This is a genomic window from Corynebacterium nuruki S6-4, from assembly GCF_007970465.1.
GTDB classification, from domain to species: Bacteria; Actinomycetota; Actinomycetes; order Mycobacteriales; family Mycobacteriaceae; genus Corynebacterium; species Corynebacterium nuruki.
Map to the genome: position 1 here is coordinate 455,243 of NZ_CP042429.1, position 19,611 is coordinate 474,853.

The following is a 19,611-nucleotide window of genomic DNA, read 5'->3' on the forward strand; positions in this document are numbered from 1 at the left end:
GTCAAGGGTGGGGGATGAGGGGGTGAGGGCACCCGCCGGGTGGGGGTAGTGTGGGGCGCGATAACGAACCGCGCGACACTCTGTCGTCCCTGTCACCAGGGGTGGGACGCCCCACCCCGGGGCAGCGGCGCAGATTTCTGGAGGCCACTGTGACCACGTCAGATCCCGTCCACGATGCTGATTCCGCCACTGAAGAGGTCGGTGTGCCGGCGCTGCTGAGGGGCAAGCCGGTGGTCCCGGGGGCGGTCACTGCCCCGGTGACCTGGGTGACCGCCCGGCCGGCGCTGCCCGGACCGGACGCGACGGTGCCCGAGGACCGGCGGGACGCCGAATTCGCCGCCTTCACCGCCGCCGTGGACGCCGTCGCGGACCGGCTGTCCGGGCGCGCGGAGACCGTGGACGGGCACGCCCGGCAGGTCCTCGAGGCGACGGTGGCCATCGCCCGCGACCGTGCCTGGGCGAAGAAGGTGAAGAAGTCGGTCGCCGGGGGACAGGCCGCCGACTATGCGGTCCGGCAGGCCACCGACGACTTCGTCGCCATGTTCGTCAAGGCGGGCGGGGTGATGGCGGACCGGGTGACCGACCTGCGGGACGTGCGGGACCGGGTGATCGCCGAACTGCACGGTGAGCCGGAGCCGGGCGTCCCGGTGGTCGACGCCCCGCATGTGCTGTTCGCCGACGATCTCGCACCGGCGGACACCGCCACCCTCGACCCGTCCCTGATCGTGGCGGTCGTCACCGAGAAGGGCGGGGCGACGAGCCACACCGCCATCATCGCCCGACAGCTCAACATCCCGTGCGTGGTCGCGGTCGGCGCGGATCTGCGGGCCATCCCGGCGGACACCCCCGTACTCGTCGACGCGTCGGCCGGCACGGTGGAGACCGGTGTGCCGGCGGATGAGGCACAGCGCCGGGTCGCCGAGGCGGCGGACCGGGCGGCGCGGATCAGCAGCTGGACCGGTCCCTGTGCGACCGCTGACGGTCACCGGGTTCAGTTGCTGGCGAATGTGCAGGACGGCGCGACGGCACGGCAGGCCGCCGCCTCCGTGGCGGAGGGGGTCGGCCTGTTCCGCACCGAGCTGTGCTTCCTCAGTGAGACGAGTGAACCCTCGGTGGAGGACCAGGCGGCGCGGTATGCGGAGGTGTTCGCCGCGTTCCCGGAGGGGAAGGTGGTGGTCCGCACCCTCGACGCCGGGTCGGACAAGCCGGTGCCGTTCGTCAACGCCGAGGACGAGGAGAACCCGGCCCTCGGTGTCCGTGGACTGCGGATCGCCCGGGGGAATCAGGAGCTGCTGGAACGTCAGTTGGACGGTATCGCTCTGGCCCTGTCGCAGACGGAGCGCCGTGGCCCGGACGCGCAGGCGTGGGTGATGGCACCGATGGTGGCGACGGTGCATGAGGCGGCGTGGTTCGCCGAGCTGTGCCATGCCCGGGGGCTCACCGCCGGCGCGATGATCGAGGTGCCGGCGGCGGCGCTGCTGGCGGAGAAGATGATGCGCCACCTGGATTTCGTCTCGATCGGGACCAATGACCTGACCCAGTACACGATGGCGGCGGACCGGCTGTCGGCGTCGCTGGCCTATCTCACGGATCCGTGGCAGCCGGCTGTGCTGCGGCTGGTGCACACCACCTGCCGGGCGGGTTCCGCGGCGAAGACCGCGGTGGGCGTGTGCGGCGAGGCTGCCGCGGACCCGCTGCTGGCCTGTGTACTCACCGGTCTCGGGGTGACGTCCCTGTCGGCGGCGACGCCCGCACTCGCAGCGGTCGGTACCCAGCTCGGTGAGGTCGATTTCGTCACATGCCGCGACATGGCCGCCGCCGCACTCGACGCCGACGGCGCGGAGGAGGCCCGGATCGCGGCCGCCGCGGTCATCGGTCTCTAGCTTCCGCCCGCTGGGTCCCTGTGGCCCCCGGTACTGCTGGGCCCGGTACTTCCGTGGCCTTGTGATCCTGCGACCCTGCGCTCCTGCGCTCGACCCGCACGTCCAGGGGCGGTTGCGGACGTCGCCGGTGTCGGTTTTGAGAACCCAGGGGTCGGTCGCATCCTGGCCCGGTCGGGTTCGCGAGCCCAGGTGCTGTCCTGGGGCAGGAAACTCGACCCGTCGGTTCGTTCCGCGGACATGAACCTGTCGGTTCGTTCCGCGGACATCGGGTTCGAAGCCGGGATCAGGGTCGGGCTCAGGGTCGGGCCCGGGGGTCCTTTCCCGCGTCATCCCGGTGGTCGCGACCGGGTGCCACGACATCCCCGGGACGGCCACCTAGATCTTGCGGAGCACGGCGACGACCCGGCCGAGGATCTCGGCGTCGTCGCCGCGGATCGGCTCGTACAGTGCATTGTGGGGGATGAGCCAGGCGTGGCCGGCGTCCCGCTGGAACTCCTTGACCGTGGCTTCGCCGTCGATCATGGCGGCCACGAACTCGCCGAGCTCGGCGGTGTTCTGGGACCGGACCACCACCCAGTCACCGTTGTAGATGCCGGCATCCTGCATGGAGTTGCCGACGACCTGGAGGAGGAAGAGCTCGCCACCGCCGACGAGCTCCTGCGGCAGGGGGAAGTGGGCCTCGACATGCTCCTCGGCGAGGATCGGGGCGCCGGCGGCGATCTGGCCGACGACGGGGACGTAGGCCGGGGTCGGCATTGAGTCGTCGACGGCCGCGGCGGACATCGGTTTACGGCCCGGTCGGGGAGCGGACGAGATGTCCTCCGGACTGCCGTCGAAGGACCGGATGTCCACGGCACGGGGCTTGTTGTCCTCACGACGGAGGTAGCCCTTCCGCTCAAGTTCCTTGAGGTGGTAGGAGACCGAGGAGGTCGAGTTCAGGCCGACCGCGTCGCAGATCTCGCGGATGCTGGGCGGGTAGCCGCTGAACCGGATCGCGTCCTTGATGACCTCGAGGATCCGTCGCTGCCGGTCGGAGAGCTTCTCCCGCCCCTGCGGATCGTCGTGGGTCCCCTTGGCGGACAGTGACCCCTTCGGCCTGCCCCGCTTGCGTCCGCCCGTGGGTGTCCCCGTCGGCTGCTGTGTGTCTGCCATGATCCCTCACTCCTGGACTGGGTCAATCTGTGGCCCGTCGCCGCCGGCGCCGGGTAGTCCCCTCTGACCCTACAGGACGGCGAGCGGTTTTCCCACCAAGATGTTCGAAATATTCCCGCGGGCTGTGGACAGTCTCGAACGGGTGTGCTACCTTCGCGTTCGACGGCGTCATTTCGAACAGAGGTTCCATGTTCGATGGCCGCTGACGGTCCGGTGTCCGGTGCCGGTGGTCTGATGACCGGCATCGGCGCTGCACCGTCAGTGCGGACGCACCGAGCAGAAGGAGATTGCCACCATGGCTGCACCAGTTGTCTATCCGGTCCGGTTGACCGACTACCGTGACCGCCCCGTGACCCCGTCGGCCCGGATCCACGGCACCGGCCGGGTGCGGCGGTACCGGGATGCGGACACCGGTACGGGGAGTTCGAACACCGCGGGATGCGGTGAGGCGGTCCGTCCGACCCCCGCGGCGCGGGCCCGGCTCCGGATGCGGACCACCCGGCAGGAACGCCCGTTCGACGTCGGGGGACGGGCCGTCGCACTGCGCCGGCGGATCTGGTCCGTCGCACAGTCGCCCGGCGGCGTGCTGCTGTCCTTCGCCACCGCGCTCCTGCTCGCGTGCGGGGTGCCGGTCCTCACCGGGTCCCTGGACGGGGATGCCGGACAGGGGCCGGAACCGGCGGTCGCCGCGGCGACGGTGGACGACGGGACAGCCCCCGGCGGGCCCGGCACACCGCACTATGTCCGGGTCGCGGAGGGGCAGAGCCTCTACGACATCGCCCGCTCACAGGCGCCGGACATCGCGGTCGGGGAGGCGATGGCCGCTCTCTCCGACCTCAATGATCTGGGGGACCGGGACCCGCGTCCGGGCACGTTACTGTCCGTCCCGCAGTGGTGACCGGCACGGAAGTGCGGCCCTGCGGGCACGGACGGCTAGGATGGTGGCGTTTCTGACCGCCACCCGATTTTCAAGGACGTCGCCCATGCTGTGCCCCTCCTGCCGTTCCGAGCAGTCGCGGGTGGTCGATTCCCGCACCGTGGACTCAGGGTCGGCGATCCGCCGCCGGCGTGAGTGCACCCGGTGCGGCACCCGGTTCACGACCATGGAGCGGTCGGTGCTGCTGGTGACCAAGCGCAACGGGGTCACCGAGGAGTTCAACCGGGACAAGCTCATCCGGGGTGTCGGCCGGGCATGTCAGGGGCTCGGGGTCTCCGGGGACGAGCTGAAGGTGCTCGCCCATGAGGTGGAGCAGTCGGTCCGCGCGACCCACGGCTCGCAGGTCGCCGCCAACGAGATCGGGCTCGCGATCCTCGACCCGCTGCGTCGGCTCAACGAGGTCGCCTATCTGCGCTTCGCCTCGGTCTACAAGTCCTTCCGTTCCGCCGACGATTTCGAGGAGGAGATCCGGTCACTGCGCGCCCTCCGGACCGGTGGGCCCGGACAGCCGGGGGACGGGACCGCCGCGGCGGGCGGGACGGCGGGCGACCGGCCCGTCAGCTGAGACCGGGGAGTCGACGCACCCGCCGCCCCGCGTCAGTGGATCTTCGCCAGTGCCTTGTGCACCCGCTGCACGCTCGCCGTGCGGGCGGTACCGAGGTGCTGGGCGAACAGCGAGACGCGCAGTTCCTCCACCAGCCACTCGACATCCTTGAGCTGCGGTGAGGCCGCCCGCGCCGACGGCAGGCGGTCGCGGGTCGCCTTGACGGCCTCGATGCAGCCGTTGACCTGGTCGGCGAGCTCGGCCTCCTTGTCGGGGTCCTGCTCCAGCAGGGTCAGCCGTTCCTGCATCGCCGCGACATAGCGGGGCACATGGCGCAGATGCGCCACACCGTTGCGGGCGATGCGGTGCGGGCCGAGGAAGAAGTCGAGCTGCCGGGACATGTCGTCGATGGACTCGCCGGACCACCCCTTCAGCTCTTCGCGCATGTCCGCGACGGCGAGGACGGCCGGGGCGACCGCCACCACCGTCTGACGGACGAGACCGGGGCCACGGTCGCGGGCGGCGGCGACCGCGTCGGCGCACCGTTCCGGGTCCCGCACGACCGGTCCGTACTCCTGCAGCAGCTGCCGGCAGGCGAGGACCCGGCAGTCGTCGACGACCGCCTCAGGACCACCGGACGGGTAGTTGTCCAGGGCCACCCGCTGGCGCAGCGGCAGTCCCTTCACCATCTGTTTCGTCGACACGGTGCAGTCCGCGAGCATGAGATCGAGGACGGCGGTGAACTGCTGTCCGGCTGCCGCGCGTTCGGTCGGGTACGCACGCAGGACGACCGACCCCTTCTCCACGACGAGAGCGGGATACGTGTCGACCGGCTGGCCGTCGACGAAGGTCTGGACCGACTCGGGGATCGTACCGATGCCGTCAGCGGTCCAGCTGTCCTCACGGGCGAGGATACCGGCGGCACTGCCGGCGCTCCCCGCGCCGCCGGAGCCGCCTGAACTGTCCCGGCCGGCCCGGTCCCCGGAACCCCGGCGCTTCCGTTTCCGGCCCGGGGTGTGGACCGCGGCATCGGTGGGTGCGGGCGCATTTCCCCGGGCCGCGGCGGCGGCGATGGACTGGGTGATCTCCCCGGCGAGCTCCCGCTGCAGGTCGGCGAGATCACGGCTGCGCGCGACGGTGTTGCCGCGCCGGTCCACCGCGGCGAAGATCATCCGCAGGTGGTCGGGGACCCGGGACCAGTCGAAGTCGGAGGCGCTGATCCCGGAGCCGCCGAGTGACCGGAGTGCATCGGCGAGCGCCTCGTCGACGGCCCCGTCGAAGGGGGTCATGCGCTGCAGTGCCGCACGGGCGAACTCACCGGCCGGGACGACGGTGGTGCGCAGCGGTTTGGGCAGCGTGCGGATCAGCGCGACGCAGAGCTCCTCACGCATGCCCGCGACGAGCCAGCGGGTGTCGGTGTCATCGACACTGGCCAGCAGCGGCAGGGGGATGCGCATCGTGATGCCGTCATCGGGGTCCCCGGGCCGGAAGACGTATGTCAGGTCGAACTCCATCGAGCCCTGCCGCCAGGTGTCCGGGAACTCCCGGGCCTGCGCGGCCTGGTCGTCGGAACTGATGAGGGCGTCCTCGGTGAAATCCAGGAGCGTCGGATCACTGCGGCGGGCCTTCTTCCACCACGAATCGAAGTGCCGGGCGGAGACGACCGAGTCGGGGATCCGTCGGTCGTAGAACTCGTAGAGGATGTCGTCGTCGACGACGATGTCGCGCCGGCGGGCCTTCTCCTCCAGCAGGGTGGTCTCCTCGAGCATCTCGCGGTTGTGCCGGAAGAACGCGTGGTTGGTCCGCCAGTCGCCTTCGACGAGGGCACTGCGGATGAACATCTCCCTGGCTTCGGCGGGCTGGACCCGGGCCAGCGGGACCGTCCGGTCGGGGATAACCGGCAGTCCGAGCATGAGGACCTTCTGGTGCACCATCGCCGCGCCCCGCTTCGAGGACCAGTGCGGCTCGGAGTAGGTGGACTTCAGCATGTGCGGTGCCACCTCCTCGAGCCATTCCGGGACGAGCGGCCCCACGGTGCGGGCGTACACCCGGGAGGTCTCGACGAGCTCGGCGGCCATGACCCACTGCGGCGGCTTCTTCGCCAGGTTCGACGACGGGTGGATCATGAACGAGGTGTTGCGGGGTCCGGTGAACTGCCGGCTCGAGCCCTCCCGCATGCCGATGTTGGTGATGAGTCCGGAGAGCATCGCCTTGTGGACGGCGTCCTCGTCGACCACCGGACCGGACGCCGCGGTGGCGGCGGTGGCGTCAGAGGCGTCGAGGACGAAGCTGAGGTTGCGGACGTGCCGGATGTTCGGCACCTTCCAGTGCAGGTCCTGGATGGTGGTGAGCAGCTGACGGACGAGGTCGATCCACTCCCGGACCCGGACGTAGTGGATGAACTCGGCCTTGCACAGCTGGCGGAACCGGTTGCCGGACAGTTCCCGACGCTGCTCCTGGAGGTAGTTCCAGAGTTTGAGCAGCGAGGTGAAGTCGGAGTCCGCCCGGAACCGGGCGTGCGCCTGGTCCGCCTGGGCCTGCTTCTCCATCGGGCGTTCGCGCACGTCCTGGATACTGAGGGCGGCGACGATGACCGTGACCTCCTCGAGGACGTGGGCGACATGGGCGGCGACGAGCATGCGGGCCAGGCGCGGATCGGTGGGGATCCGCGCCATGTCGCGACCGGTCGGGGTGAGGGTCTGTCCGGTGCCCTCGAAGGCGCCGAGTTCGCGGAGCAGCTGGACGCCGTCCCGGACCGACTTGGCGTCCGGCGGCTGCAGGAAGGGGAACCGGGAGATGTCGCCGAGGTCGAGTGCCGCCATCGACAGGATGACGCTGGACAGGTGGGTCCGGAGGATCTCGGGATCGGTGAACTCCGGGCGGGCCTCGAAGTTCTCCTCGGAGTAGAGGCGGATCGCGATACCGTCGGCGGTACGGCCGCAGCGTCCGGAACGCTGCCGGGCACTGGCCTGACTGATCTCCTCGACGGGGAGGCGCTGGACCTTCGTCCGGTGCGAGTACCGCGAGATGCGGGCGTACCCGGTGTCGACGACATAGCGGATACCCGGGACGGTCAGTGAGGTCTCCGCGATGTTCGTGGCGAGGATGATCCGTCGCCGGGGCCCGGTGGAGAACACCCGGTGCTGCTCCGCCGAGGACAACCGGCCGAACAACGGCAGGATGTCGATGTTCCGGAACTTCGCGTCATGGAGGGCGTCCGCCGCATCCCGGATCTCACGCTCCCCGGAGAAGAAGCAGAGGATGTCGCCGGGGCCCTCCGCCATGAGCTCGCCGACCGCATCGGTCAGACCGACCAGGGGGTCGGTCTCGACCTCCCGGCCACCGTCGCCGTTGTCGTCGGCGCCGACGGTGCGGGTCAGGGGGCGGTAGCGGATCTCGACCGGATACGTGCGGCCGGAGACCTCGATGACCGGAGCCGGCGTGCCGTCGGGCTCGGCGAAGTGCTTCGCGAAGGATTCCGGGTCGATCGTCGCGGAGGTGATGATGACCTTGAGATCGGGACGCTTCGGGAGGATCTCGCGCAGGTAGCCGAGGAGGAAGTCGATGTTGAGGCTGCGCTCGTGTGCCTCGTCGACGATGATCGTGTCGTAACCGCGTAGCAGGCGGTCGTGCTGGATCTCCGCGAGCAGGATACCGTCGGTCATGAGTTTGACGGCGGTGGAGTCGCTGACATGGTCGTCGAACCGGATCTTGTAACCGACCCGGCCGCCGGGCTCCCCGGCCTTCTCCCCGAGCTCGTCGGCGATGCGGTCGGCGACGCTGCGGGCGGCGATCCGTCGCGGCTGGGTATGACCGATCCGTCCCCGGGCACCCCGGCCCAGGGCGAGGCACATCTTCGGCAGCTGGGTGGTCTTGCCCGAGCCGGTCTCGCCGGCGACGATGACCACCTGATGGTCACGGATCGCGGCCATGATGTCGTCCCGTCGTGCGGAGACCGGGAGCGACTCGGGGAACCGGATGCCCCGGTCCAGGTTCTGGCGCAGTGGACGCCGCGACTGTCGTGCCCGGTGCGACCGGTTCCCCCTGCCCCGGCGTCGCTTCCCCGGCTGTCCCTGCCGGCCCTGTCCGCTCTGCTGACCGTCATTCCGGGGGGCGGTCGCGCGCTGCCCTGCCTGTTCTCCGTCGGATGCCACCCCGCGATTCTACCACCGGGTCTGCTGCCGGCGGACCGGGCGCCGGAGCGTCCCGCCGCTGGTCGCGGGGGAGGTCAGGGGAGTGGTCGACCCGGTCACGACAGCAGACAGCGTGGCCGACCTGGTGTGGTCGGCCACGCTGTCTGTGTGGCTGGGTGGTCGCCGGAGCGACCGGTGTGTGCTAGATCGAGTCCGCGATCTGCAGCGCCTGGGCGACGCCCTGGACGGTTGCGGCGACCTTGACGGCCTCGAAGACCTGCTCCTTGGTCAGACCCTCCTCGCGGACGGTCTTCTCGTGGGCGACGGTGCAGTGCTCGCAGCCGTTGATCGTCGACACGGCGAGGGAGAAGAGCTCGAAGTCGGCCTTCTCGATACCCGGCTTGGAGATGACGTTCATCCGCAGGCCCATACGGACCTGGGAGTAGTCGTCCCCGAGCCAGCCGCGGGCGCGGTAGGCGACGTTGTTCATCGCCATGATCGAGGCGGCGGCGAGGGCCGCGTTGTAGGCCTCGTCCGACAGGTGGGTCTTGGCTTCCTCGGTGATCTCGGAAATGACCTGGTCGTTACGGGTGGCGGCGGCGGTGGCGACGAAGGTGCCCCACAGCTGCTGCTCCGACAGCTCAGTGGACCGGGCGAGCGAACCGAGGTTCAGCTTGAGATCCTTGGCGAACTCGGGCAGGCCGCCCTTGAGGTTGTCGATCGACATTACTTGAGGGCCTCCTGCACGACATCCATCTTGTTGATGTTCTTGGTCGGGTCGTTGGCCTGCCAGTTGCAGGCGCAGACCTCCTCGGACTGCAGCGCGTCGAGGACGCGGAGCACCTCGTCGACGTTACGGCCGACGGCGTCCGGGGTGACGGAGACGAACTGGATGACGTTGTCCGGGTCCACGATGAAGGTGGCGCGGTCGGCGACACCGTCGGCGTTCTCCACACCGAGGGAGCGGATCAGGTTGTGGGCGACGTCGGCGAACATCGGGAACGGCACACCCTTGAGGTCCGGGTGGGTTGCGCGCCAGTTGAAGTGCGCGAACTCGTTGTCGGTGGAGCCGCCCAGGATCTGGGTGTCGCGGTCCTGGAACTCGTCGTCGAGCTTGCCGAAGGCGGCGATCTCGGTCGGGCAGACGAAGGTGAAGTCCTTCGGGTAGAAGAAGATGACCTTCCACTTGCCCTGGAACTTGTCCAGGCTGACGGTCTCGAAGTAGTCGTCGGGGGACTGGGCGTTGGCCTCGTGCAGGTCGCCGCCCTTGAGGGCGGTGAGCTCGAACTCCGGGAACTTGTCACCGACGGTGAGGATTGACACGGTATTTGCCTCCTAGATGGATGTGGAGCGCCTGACATGATCCGCATGGGACGCTCTGTCAACAACGGAACCCAGTATGCCACGGGGTCGGCGGAAGTGCAAAGGGAAATCCTCTGAATGGGGGTAATCCTATAGGTATTGCGTATTTCCGGGTGAGGATAAGGCATATCCAGGCGTCGGGCGTAGTGTGATAGGCATGGCCAATAAAGAGTACCGCCCCACGGTGTCGCAGCTCCGGACCTTCGTCACCATCGCCGAGAACGGTCACTTCGGCGCCGCAGCCCAGCGGCTCGGCATCTCCCAGCCGTCGCTGTCCCAGGCGCTCGCCGCGCTGGAGCAGGGACTGGGCGTCCAGCTCATCGAACGGTCCACCCGCAAGGTGATCGTGACCCCCGTCGGACAGACGCTGCTGCCGTACGCGCAGGCCACGCTGGACAGCATTGATGCGTTCGTCAGCCACGCCCGGGGCGCCCGCGGCGGTCTCGTCGGGCCGATGAACATCGGGATGATCCCGACCGTCGCCCCGTTCATCCTCCCGGCACTGCTGCGCCAGCTCAGTGAGACCGCCCCCTCGCTGCAGCCCCGGATCGTCGAGGAGAAGACGGCGAACCTCGTCGATTCGCTGCGCCAGGGCGGGTTGGACGCCGCCGTGGTCGCCAGCCCGGTGAACTCCTCGGCGATCCGGTCGACCGACATCTACACCGAGGAATTCGTCCTCGTCCTCCCCGAGGGACACCCGTTCGGGGGGCGCCGCGACATCCGCGTCGACGAACTCGAGGGACTCGATCTCCTCCTGCTCGACGACGGACACTGTCTCCGGGACCAGGTGCTCGACCTGTGTCGTGCCGTCCCCGGCAGCCGGGATCCGTCCCGCGCCGTCACCCGGGCCGCGAGCCTGTCGACGATCGTCCAGTGCGTCGTCGGCGGACTCGGCAGTACCCTCGTCCCGCTCTCGGCCGTCGCCGCCGAATGCGACCGGCCGGGGCTGACCCTGGCGACCTTCGCCGGGGGAGCGGCGACGGCGGGACGGACCGTGTCGTTGAGCTACCGGTCGAGCTCGAACCGTGCCGACGACTTCGCGGTCATCACCGAGGCGGTGTCCCGGGCCTACCAGGATTCGGTCGTGGATTCCCGCCGGGTCCTCGAGGAGAAGATCGCCGCCGCCGGCAGCGGCGCTGAGGCAGCTGAGTCAGCCGACGCCCGCGGGCTGAGCACCGCCGGGCGCAGCTAGCTGCACTCCCCGGGGGGTCAGTGGAACGAACCCAGGTGCTGCTCCGGGGCGGATTTTTTGACCTGTCGATTCGCAATGTCGACATGGCGGCCGGGCCGTCGACCTGTCGGTTCGTTCCGCGGACATCGGGGGCCGGCGTCGGGGGTCAGAGACGGGGTCGCCGGAGGTCTTCAGTGGCGTCACCCCGGTGGAGGCGACCGACAACGCCCCCGGGGAGGTGCGGCTAGCCCCGCACCACCCGCAGGCTCGACAGGCGGACCTCGCCGGCTGCATCGGTGGCGTCGAGGTCCACGACGCCCTCAAAGGCCCAGCCGTGGTCCTTCTCCGGATCATCGAGAATCTGCCGGACGGCCCAGGACCGGCCGTTCTCCGTGATGAGGATGAGCTCCGGCGACCGCGCCCCGGCGTCCACCCCGAGGTCGTCGTACTCGTCGAAGTAGGCGTCCATTTCGTCGGGCCAGTCCGGGGCGTCCTCCAGATAGCTGTCGAGTTCCGCCAGATCCTCCTCGCGCTCGAAGGCGAACAGCTCGATGTGCCGGAAGAAGTGGTTGCGTACCATCCGGCGCAGCGCGCGGGGATTGGCGCTGAGCAGGGACGGATCGGTGACGCCGAAGGCGTGCTCGGCGACCTGCTCGTCGGTGACCGGTGCGTCCGGGTCCGACATGGCGGTCCACTCGTCGACCAGGGAGGAGTCCACCTGGCGGATGAGCTCGCCGAGCCACACGAGGATGTCCTCGAGTTCCTCCGTGCGGTGTTCGGGCGGCACGCTGTGGGTCAACGTCCGCCACGCGTCGGTGAGGTACCGCAGCACGACCCCCTCGGAGCGGGCCAGGGAGTACGTCGACACGAGGTCGGAGAAGGTCATGGCCTTCTCGATCATCTCCCGCACCACCGACTTCGGGGACAGCCGGAAGTCGCGGGCCCACGGGTTGGATTCGCAGAACGTGTCGTAGGCCTGCTCCAGTTCCTCCTCCAGCGGCTTGTCCCAGGTGACCTCCTCGATCAGCGCCATCCGCTCGGTGTAGTCCACGCCCTCCGCCTTCAGTGCGGCGATCTCCTCACCGCGGCGGGCCCGCTGCTGGGCCGACAGGATCTGGTTCGGGTCGTCGAGGATCGCCTCAAAGGTGCTGATGATGTCGAGCGTGTAGGTGTCCGACTCCGGGTCCAGCAGATCCAGCGCCGCGAGTGCGAACGGGGACAGCGGCTGGTTGAGGGCGAAGTCGCGCTGCAGTTCGCGGGTCAGCCGCGCGTCCTTGCCGGAGGGGGTGTCCGCCGGGACTTCCTCGACGATGCCGGCCTGCAGCAGTCCCCGGTACAGGGCGATGGTGGTGAGGATCTCCCTGTTCTGCCGGGTCCGTGTGTCATGGTTGCCGCGCAGCAGCCCCTTGAGCGCCGCATAGGTCCAGCCGTCGCGGGCGATGACGTTGATGAGCATGGCGTTGCTCATCCGGAACTGGCTGACCAGCTCCTCGGGCTCGGCGGTGGTCAACCGGTCGAAGGTCGACTCGGACCAGGTCGCCCGCCCTTCCGGGGCGTGCTTCTTGCGCAGCTTCTTCAGCTTCTTCGGGTCCTGGCCGGCCTTCTGCCGCAGCCGGTAGTTCTCGATCTCGTGGTCGGGTGCCTCGACGACGACGGTGCCCTCCGTGTCGTAGCCGGCGCGTCCGGCCCGTCCGGCGATCTGGTGGAACTCACGGGACTTCAGGACGCGGTGGCGGACCCCGTCGTACTTCGCCAGACCTGTCATGAGGACGGTGCGGATGGGCACGTTGATGCCCACGCCGAGCGTGTCGGTCCCGCAGATCACGGTGAGCAGTCCCTGCTGGGCGAGTTTCTCGACGAGCCGCCGGTACTTCGGCAGCATGCCGGCGTGGTGGACGCCGATACCGCGGCGCAGGAGCCCGGACAGGGTCTTGCCGAAAGAAGAGGTGAAGCGGAACGACCCGATGGCCTCGGCGATCTCCGCTTTCCGGGTCTTTGGGTCCAGGCCGGCCTTCGTCAGGATGTCGATGCTGGTCAGTGACTGGGCACGTTCGACGGCGTCCCGCTGGGAGAAGTGGACGACGTAGATCGGGGCCTTGCCGTCGGACAGCAGGTCCTCGACCGTCTCGTGCACCGGGGTGTAGACGTAGTGGAAGTCGAGCGGGACCGGCCGGGTGGACCCGGCGACGGTCGTCGAGGTGCGGCCGGTACGGCGTTCGAGGTCGTCCTCGAGCCAGCCGGTGGATCCCAGGGTTGCGCTCATGAGGAGGAACTGGGCCCGGTGGAGCTCGAGCAGCGGCACCTGCCAGGCCCAGCCGCGGTCCGGTTCGGAGTAGTAGTGGAACTCGTCCATGACGACCTGGTCGATGTCGGCGGCGGCACCGTCGCGCAGGGCGATGTTCGCCACGATCTCGGCGGTCGCGCAGATGATCGGGGCGCGGCCGTTCACGGTCGCGTCCCCGGTCATCATCCCGACATTCGCCGGGCCGAAGATTTCGCAGAGGGCGAAGAATTTCTCGCTGACCAGTGCCTTGATCGGCGCGGTGTAGAACGTCCGCTTCCCGTGGGCGAGGGCGATGAAGTGCGCGGCGGTGGCGACCAGCGACTTGCCGGAGCCGGTGGGGGTGGCGAGGATGACGTTGTCCCCGGCGGCGAGTGCGGTGGCGGCCTCCTCCTGCGCCGGGTACAGGGAGATCCCGCGGTCCCGGGCCCAGGCGAGGAAGGAGTCGAGGACGGCGTCGTCAAGCAGTCCGGACGGCACCTCCGCGAGGTCAGGGAGGAGATCGGACAGGGTCTGACGGGGGGCGCCGGTCTCGGGAGTGTTCACGGTCCCCAGCGTACCGGGGTGGGACGCACCGGTCAGTGGCCGGTGTCGTCTCCACGGTCCGGCGGGGTGTCGTCGTCACCCCGGGGCGCATCCCCGTGGTCCATGCCGTCTCCGTGGCCCCGGTCGTCGCCGGTGCTGTCGTCGCCGGTGCTGCCGGACGCCGCGTCGCGGTCGGAGACATCGGCGAGGAACTTCTCGAACTCCGCACCGATCTCGTCGCCGGAGGGGACTTCCTGGCCGGGGGCCAGCAGGGTGTTCTCCCGCTGCCGCCGCAGCCGCGCCATCTCGTTGTCGTACTGGCGCTCGAGGGCGTTGACCACCCCGGCGATCTCCGCGGAATCCTCCACCTGCTCGGCGAGCTGGCGGCGGACCTTCTCCATGTCGGACTGCAGCGCGCGCAGCGGCAGCTCCAGCCCGGTCACCTTCTCGGTCGCACGGAGCAGCCCGTAGGTGGCCTCCGGGTAGTCCGAGGCCGCGATGTAGTGGGGCACGTGCGCGGTCAGTCCGACCGTGTCGAGCCCCGCCCCGGAGAGTCGGAGCTCGATGCCCAGCGCCGCGCCACCGGGGATGATCATCCGAGACTCCCACGACTGCAGATCGGAGACGATCCCGGGGTCCGACGCGTGGGCGGACACGACCAGCGGACGGGTGTGCGGCACCGTCATCGGCGCGGCGTACAGCGCGACGCTGCGGGTGACACCCAACCGGTCGGCGAGTTCGGCGACGGCGCCGGTGAAGGCGTTCCACCGCAGATCCGGCTCGGGTCCGGCGAGCAGCAGGAACGGCCGCCCGGAACTGTCGGTGAGCAGGTGGAGTGTCAGCGAGAGATCCTCACTGCCCACCAGCCGGCTCCGGTCGATGGTCACACCGGGGCGGCGGGAGCGGTAGTCGATGAGGGAGTCCACGTCGAACGTCGCCACCGGACGGTGGTCCAGTGCCTGCAGCAGGTGCTGCGCGGCCTGCTGGACCCCCTGGCCGGCGTCCGCGTAGCCGTGGAGCGCGATGATCATCGCCAGTCCGTCGCGTCCGTCGACCTCGACAGACGGTGCGGGATACTCGAGTTCGTACATGCGACCGTTGTCCGACATGATCCGGAATACTCCCTTCGCGCTGGCACGGTGCTGCTGACTGTCAGCTTAGCAATGCCGCTGGTGTGAATCTTGTCCACAGGTGCCGAGTTGTCCACAGGCTCCTGCGGGAACGCTGTCCGCCGGCGGGGACATGTCCGGCCTGCCGGTCATGATGGCCCTATGACGTACACCATGGACAACCCGAAACACACCGACGGTATTCCCGGCGACAGCATCCACCTCGGAGCCGACCCGGGCGGGCTCATCGCCGCGGTGCCCGCACTGCTCGGCTTCGTGCCGGTCGACTCACTCGTGCTCATCGGGCTGGCGACGGTGCCGACGCCGGCCGGTCGGCCCGGCCATCCGGCGCAGGTCGGTCCGGTCCTGCGCACCGATCTGGACTCCGGCGCGGTCCGTGAGGGCGCCCGCGTGCTCACCCGTGCGGTGGCGGACCTGCCCGGCGGGGAGGTCGTCGCCGTGCACGCCGGTCGGTGGGACCCGTCACCCGGTGGCCTGGACCGGCTCACCGACCTCCTCGCCACGGCGGAACAGGCGCTGGAGCGGAAATCGGTGACGATCACCGCCGCGTACTCGGTCCCGGCGCTGACCGCCGGATCCCCGTGGCGCCGGCTGCACCCCGGGGCGCTCGGAACCGTCGACTGGTCGGTCGCCGGGCTGCGGGACGGGGAGGGTGGCGTCCTGCCGGACCCGTCGGCCAGCCCCGCCCGCGGGGCGGTGGTGACATCGCCGCCGACGGCGCCGGGGGCGGACCTCCCGTCCCAACGCGAGTTCGATGCACTGCTGGACCCGGTGCGCGTCCCGGACGACCTGTCGGCGGCGCTGCGTCGGCACCGGCGGTCCGGGGAGCGCGCTGGACCCGCTGCCGGAGCCGTCGGCCCGGTGCAGGTGGCGGCACTGCTGGCCTCGTTACCCGAGGCGGCCGCACGGGCCCTGTCCGGGGCGGATGCCGCGGCGACGGTCGAGGTCCGGGGGTGGCTGAGAGCGCCCGGCACGTTGGACATTCTGATCCCTGCGTGCGACCGGGCCGACCTCTTCCCGGTACTGGTTGTCGCGTCGGTCGGGCAGCGGAGTGAACAGGTCCGCGGCCTGCTCGCCGAACTGGCACGGCTGACCCGGGGGACGCTGCGCCACCGGGTGCTGGTGCTGTTCGGTCTCGCCGCCCTCGCCTCCGGCAGCGGTGTGGTCGGCTACCGGGCGGTCTCGCGGGCGGAGGGGGAGATCACTGTCAGTGAGGACCGGGCGCGGCGCCGGGGCGGACCGGGGACCCCGGAGGAGGACCGGGTCCGGGAGGCCGACCGGGAGCGGGTCACCGGACGCTGTGTCGCGGCGCTGCTCGGGCCGGTCCGGACCGGTGGTCCGGGGACGCCGGGTGATCCGGCTGATCCGGTCGCCGCCGTCCTCTCCGAGGGGCTCGGCCTGGTCACACTGTCGGATACGGAGCGGGCGTCCCTCTCCGTGGTGGAGCGGGACGCCCTCGATGCGGTCGTCGATCCGGCGGCGGTCAGCGCCGTGCTGCGTGCGCCCGGTCGCCGAGTCCGGCGGTGAAGGACCAGGCGTCCTGCACGATGGTGTGCAGATCCGAGCGCTGCGGCCGCCAACCGAGGTCGGCGACGGCACGGGCGGAGGACGCGATGAGTGTCGCGGGATCGCCGGCGCGGCGGGGAGCCACCTCGGCCGGGATCGGGTGGCCGGTGACCTCCCGGCAGGTGTCGATGACCTGACGGACGCTGAAGCCGTCGCCGGAACCGAGGTTGAAGATCCGGTGGGTTCCGGGCTCATTCGAGGTGGCCGCCAGCAGGTGCGCGTCGGCGAGATCACGGACGTGGATGTAGTCGCGGATGCAGGTGCCGTCCGCGGTGGGGAAGTCGTCACCGAAGATGAAGATCTTCTCCCGGTAGCCCATGGCGACCTGCAGCACCAGCGGGATCAGGTGGGTCTCGACGGCCCGGTTCTCGCCGACCTCGCCGTAGGCGCCGGCCACGTTGAAGTAGCGCAGGCTGGTCGCCCCGAGCCCGTAGGCGGCGGCGTAGGAGGTGATGATCGCGTCGATGGAGAGCTTCGTCGCACCGTAGGGGTTCGTCGGGAGGGTGGGCATGTCCTCGGTGATCGGCACCGTCTCCGGCTCGCCGTAGCAGGCGGCGGTGGAGGAGAACACGAGGTTGTCCACGCCCGCGGCGCGCATGAGGTCGAGCAGCTGCAGTGTGGTCACCACATTGCCGTGCCAGTACTTCGCCGGCGATTCCACCGACTCGCCGACCAGTGACTTCGCGGCGAAGTGGAACACGGCGGCGCAGTCGTCGGCGAGGACCGACGGGGCGGCGTCGAGAACATCGCTCTCGACGAAGGTCGCGTCGGACGGGACCGCCGCGCGGTTACCCGTGGACAGGTCGTCGATGACGGTGACGCGGTAACCCTGCTCGCACAGCACCGTGGCGCACACGCTGCCGACATAGCCGGCGCCGCCGGTGACCAGGACATGGGATCCGGGGGTGAGGGACATGGTCGGATCAGTCCTCCGTGAGGACGATGCGGATCGCGTGGCCGAGCTCGTCGGGGACGGTGACCGTCCCGTTGTCGCCGGTGATGGTGAGACCGTCCGGCGTGTCCTGCAGGGTCACGGTGCTCCCGGTCCGCACACCTGCGGCGTCGAGGCGGCCGATGACACTGTGCTCGACTTGGATGATCTCGTTGAAGCTGACGATGCGGGCCTTCTTCGGGGAGCTGAGATCGAGGTCGGAGGCGCGGTGCGAGTCCGCGGGGGCGCCGACGGACGTCTCACCGAGCTCCTCGAGCCCGGGCACGGGGTTGCCGAAGGGGGAGCTGCTGTGGTCCTGGAGGACGGAGAGCAGCCGCTTCTCGACCTCCAGACCCATGACGTGCTCCCAGCGGCACGCCTCATCATGGACGTCGGCGAGCGGCATCCCGATGACGTCCACGAGCAGCCGTTCCGCCAGCCGGTGCTTACGCATCACGGCGGTGGCGTGGGCACGCCCCTCCTCGGTGAGCTTCAGCGACCGGTCATCCGCGATCCACAGCAGGCCGTCACGCTCCATCCGGGCGACGGTCTGGCTGACCGTCGGGCCGGACTGCTCGAGACGCTCGGCGATGCGGGCGCGGAGCGGCGGAATCCCCTCTTCCTCCAGCTCATAGATGGTGCGGAGGTACATCTCGGTGGTATCGACGAGGTCCTTCACTTGATGAGGCCTTTCTTATCAATGTCACGTGTCTGATTATGTGTGACAGTATCCCCCCACACCGTACACGGTCCTCCCCGCGACGGGGAGGACCGTGGTGGCCGGAGGCCGGATGAGCTGGTATCGGCGGACGATACGGGAGCGGTCAGAAGGTCAGACCGCGTACTCCCGCAGTCGGGCGGCGCGGTCACCCTCACGGAGCTTGGCCATGACCTCACGCTCGATCTGGCGGACGCGCTCCCGGGACAACCCGAAGCTGCGTCCGATCTGGTCGAGGGTCCGGGGCATGCCGTCGTCGAGACCATAGCGCATCTTGATGACATCCTGCTCCCGCTCGTCGAGAGTGTCGAGCACGGCGCGGACATCGGAGTGCCGCAGCGACGCCACCACGGCGGCCTCCGCATCGGTGGCCTCCGAATCCTCGATGAAGTCGCCGAGCGGCGCCTCCTCGTCGGAACCGACCGGCATGTCGAGGCTCACCGGGTCACGGGACTGCTTGAGCAGCATCTCGATCTTCGACTCGTCGATGCCGGACTCGTCGGCGAGCTCCTCGTTGGTCGCCTCGCGGCCGAGCTGCTGGTACATCTCCCGCTTGATGCGCGAGAGCTTGTTGACCTGCTCGACGAGGTGGACGGGGAGCCGGATGGTCCGGGACTGGTCCGCCATGCCGCGGGTGATGGCCTGCCGGATCCACCAGGTGGCGTAGGTGGAGAACTTGTAGCCCTTGGCGTAGTCGAACTTCTCCATGGCGCGGATCAGGCCGAGGTTGCCCTCCTGGATGAGGTCCAGCAGCGGCATGCCACGACCGGTGTACCGCTTGGCCAGCGAGACGACGAGGCGGAGGTTCGCCTCCAGCAGGTGGGTACGGGCGGCACGGCCCTCGCGGACGAGGACCTTGAGGTCACGCTTGCGGGCGCGGGTGAGCTTCTCGCCGGAATCGAGCAGGTGCTCGGCGTAGAGCCCCGCCTCGATCCGCTGGGAGAGCTCGACCTCGTCCGCCGCAGTCAGCAGCGGCGTCCGGCCGATCCCGTTGAGGTAGACCCGGACGAGGTCAGCCGAGGGGTTCTCGTTGTTGCCGCGGCGGCGGCCCTTGTCCTTCTTGGGGGCCTTGTCGGCGGATTCGCTGTCCTCGGCGGAGTCCTCGGAGTTCTCCGAGTCCGCAGAGTCCTCTGCATCGCCGGCGCCGTTGTCGCTGTCGACGACGGCTCCCGGGTCCGCGGTCGGGGCAGAGTCGCCGTCGTTGTCGTCGTCGTTGTCGGCGTCGGTGGCCACGCCGGAGTCCTCGACGGTGGTCTCGTCGAGCTCGTTGATCTCGTC

The 19,611-nt window shown here is 69.7% G+C and carries 14 protein-coding genes; 5 read left to right on the forward strand and 9 right to left on the reverse strand.

Annotated elements, in window-relative coordinates:
• Positions 1-149: 149 nt before the first annotated feature.
• Positions 150-1,883 (forward strand): phosphoenolpyruvate--protein phosphotransferase, encoded by a 1,734-nt coding sequence (gene ptsP / locus FSW06_RS02035; RefSeq protein WP_010118811.1) that lies wholly within the window; start codon positions 150-152, stop codon positions 1,881-1,883.
• Between the two features lie 375 nt (positions 1,884-2,258).
• Here the strand turns inward: ptsP and lexA are convergent, their stop codons facing one another.
• Positions 2,259-3,035, reverse strand: a complete 777-nt coding sequence (lexA, locus tag FSW06_RS02040) for a transcriptional repressor LexA (RefSeq protein WP_010118809.1) — start codon at positions 3,033-3,035, stop codon at positions 2,259-2,261.
• A 295-nt stretch (positions 3,036-3,330) separates the two neighbouring features.
• Between lexA and FSW06_RS02045 the strand changes: the two genes are divergently transcribed.
• On the forward strand, positions 3,331-3,933 hold the full coding sequence (locus FSW06_RS02045) for a LysM peptidoglycan-binding domain-containing protein (RefSeq protein ID WP_010118806.1): 603 nt from the start codon (positions 3,331-3,333) through the stop codon (positions 3,931-3,933).
• Positions 3,934-4,018: 85 nt separating this feature from the next.
• Positions 4,019-4,537 carry a transcriptional regulator NrdR gene (gene nrdR / locus FSW06_RS02050; protein WP_010118804.1) on the forward strand — a complete coding sequence of 173 codons (519 nt, stop codon included), beginning with the start codon at positions 4,019-4,021 and terminating at the stop codon, positions 4,535-4,537.
• A 32-nt stretch (positions 4,538-4,569) separates the two neighbouring features.
• Here the strand turns inward: nrdR and hrpA are convergent, their stop codons facing one another.
• The 3 genes from hrpA to FSW06_RS02065 all read right to left on the reverse strand — a co-directional run bounded on the left by hrpA (position 4,570) and on the right by FSW06_RS02065 (position 9,972).
• On the reverse strand, positions 4,570-8,670 hold the full coding sequence (hrpA, locus tag FSW06_RS02055) for an ATP-dependent RNA helicase HrpA (RefSeq protein ID WP_040429798.1): 4,101 nt from the start codon (positions 8,668-8,670) through the stop codon (positions 4,570-4,572).
• A gap of 181 nt (positions 8,671-8,851) precedes the next feature.
• Positions 8,852-9,376 carry an alkylhydroperoxidase, AhpD family gene (gene ahpD / locus FSW06_RS02060; protein ID WP_010118802.1) on the reverse strand — a complete coding sequence of 175 codons (525 nt, stop codon included), beginning with the start codon at positions 9,374-9,376 and terminating at the stop codon, positions 8,852-8,854.
• Positions 9,376-9,972 (reverse strand): peroxiredoxin, encoded by a 597-nt coding sequence (locus FSW06_RS02065; RefSeq protein ID WP_010118801.1) that lies wholly within the window; start codon positions 9,970-9,972, stop codon positions 9,376-9,378. The genes ahpD and FSW06_RS02065 overlap by 1 nt, the downstream gene beginning before the upstream one ends.
• A 196-nt stretch (positions 9,973-10,168) precedes the next feature.
• On the opposite strand from FSW06_RS02065, the gene FSW06_RS02070 reads away from it, so the two are divergent.
• Positions 10,169-11,203, forward strand: coding sequence for a LysR family transcriptional regulator (locus FSW06_RS02070; RefSeq protein ID WP_083826993.1), 1,035 nt, complete (start codon positions 10,169-10,171; stop codon positions 11,201-11,203).
• 223 nt (positions 11,204-11,426) lie between these two features.
• Here FSW06_RS02070 and FSW06_RS02075 read toward each other — a convergent pair whose 3' ends face one another.
• Positions 11,427-14,009, reverse strand: coding sequence for a DEAD/DEAH box helicase (locus FSW06_RS02075; RefSeq protein WP_010118798.1), 2,583 nt, complete (start codon positions 14,007-14,009; stop codon positions 11,427-11,429).
• Positions 14,010-14,041: 32 nt separating this feature from the next.
• Positions 14,042-15,097 carry a PAC2 family protein gene (locus tag FSW06_RS02080; protein WP_010118796.1) on the reverse strand — a complete coding sequence of 352 codons (1,056 nt, stop codon included), beginning with the start codon at positions 15,095-15,097 and terminating at the stop codon, positions 14,042-14,044.
• Between the two features lie 162 nt (positions 15,098-15,259).
• Between FSW06_RS02080 and FSW06_RS02085 the strand changes: the two genes are divergently transcribed.
• Complete coding sequence (locus tag FSW06_RS02085) at positions 15,260-16,645, forward strand: DUF4192 domain-containing protein (RefSeq protein WP_010118794.1); 1,386 nt, start codon at positions 15,260-15,262, stop codon at positions 16,643-16,645.
• On the opposite strand, the gene galE is transcribed toward FSW06_RS02085, so the two are convergent.
• The 3 genes from galE to FSW06_RS02100 form a co-directional block, all read right to left on the reverse strand.
• Entirely contained in the window at positions 16,602-17,600 is a 999-nt protein-coding gene (galE, locus tag FSW06_RS02090; protein WP_010118792.1) for a UDP-glucose 4-epimerase GalE, read from the reverse strand. The genes FSW06_RS02085 and galE overlap by 44 nt on opposite strands.
• A gap of 7 nt (positions 17,601-17,607) precedes the next feature.
• The gene (locus FSW06_RS02095; protein ID WP_010118791.1) at positions 17,608-18,294 is read right to left on the reverse strand and encodes a metal-dependent transcriptional regulator; all 687 of its coding nucleotides are present in this window, start codon (positions 18,292-18,294) and stop codon (positions 17,608-17,610) included.
• Between the two features lie 153 nt (positions 18,295-18,447).
• On the reverse strand, positions 18,448-19,566 hold the full coding sequence (locus tag FSW06_RS02100; RefSeq protein ID WP_238525908.1) for a sigma-70 family RNA polymerase sigma factor: 1,119 nt from the start codon (positions 19,564-19,566) through the stop codon (positions 18,448-18,450).
• Positions 19,567-19,611 lie beyond the last annotated feature (45 nt).

Bases quoted from the DNA above. Each gene is read 5' to 3' on its own strand.
- FSW06_RS02080 (WP_010118796.1), bottom strand. From the start codon at position 15,097: ATGTCGGACAACGGTCGCATGTACGAACTCGAGTATCCCGCACCGTCT.
- lexA (WP_010118809.1), bottom strand. From the start codon at position 3,035: ATGGCAGACACACAGCAGCCGACGGGGACACCCACGGGCGGACGCAAG.
- FSW06_RS02070 (WP_083826993.1), top strand. From the start codon at position 10,169: ATGGCCAATAAAGAGTACCGCCCCACGGTGTCGCAGCTCCGGACCTTC.
- nrdR (WP_010118804.1), top strand. From the start codon at position 4,019: ATGCTGTGCCCCTCCTGCCGTTCCGAGCAGTCGCGGGTGGTCGATTCC.
- FSW06_RS02085 (WP_010118794.1), top strand. From the start codon at position 15,260: ATGACGTACACCATGGACAACCCGAAACACACCGACGGTATTCCCGGC.
- FSW06_RS02045 (WP_010118806.1), top strand. From the start codon at position 3,331: ATGGCTGCACCAGTTGTCTATCCGGTCCGGTTGACCGACTACCGTGAC.
- ahpD (WP_010118802.1), bottom strand. From the start codon at position 9,376: ATGTCGATCGACAACCTCAAGGGCGGCCTGCCCGAGTTCGCCAAGGAT.
- galE (WP_010118792.1), bottom strand. From the start codon at position 17,600: ATGTCCCTCACCCCCGGATCCCATGTCCTGGTCACCGGCGGCGCCGGC.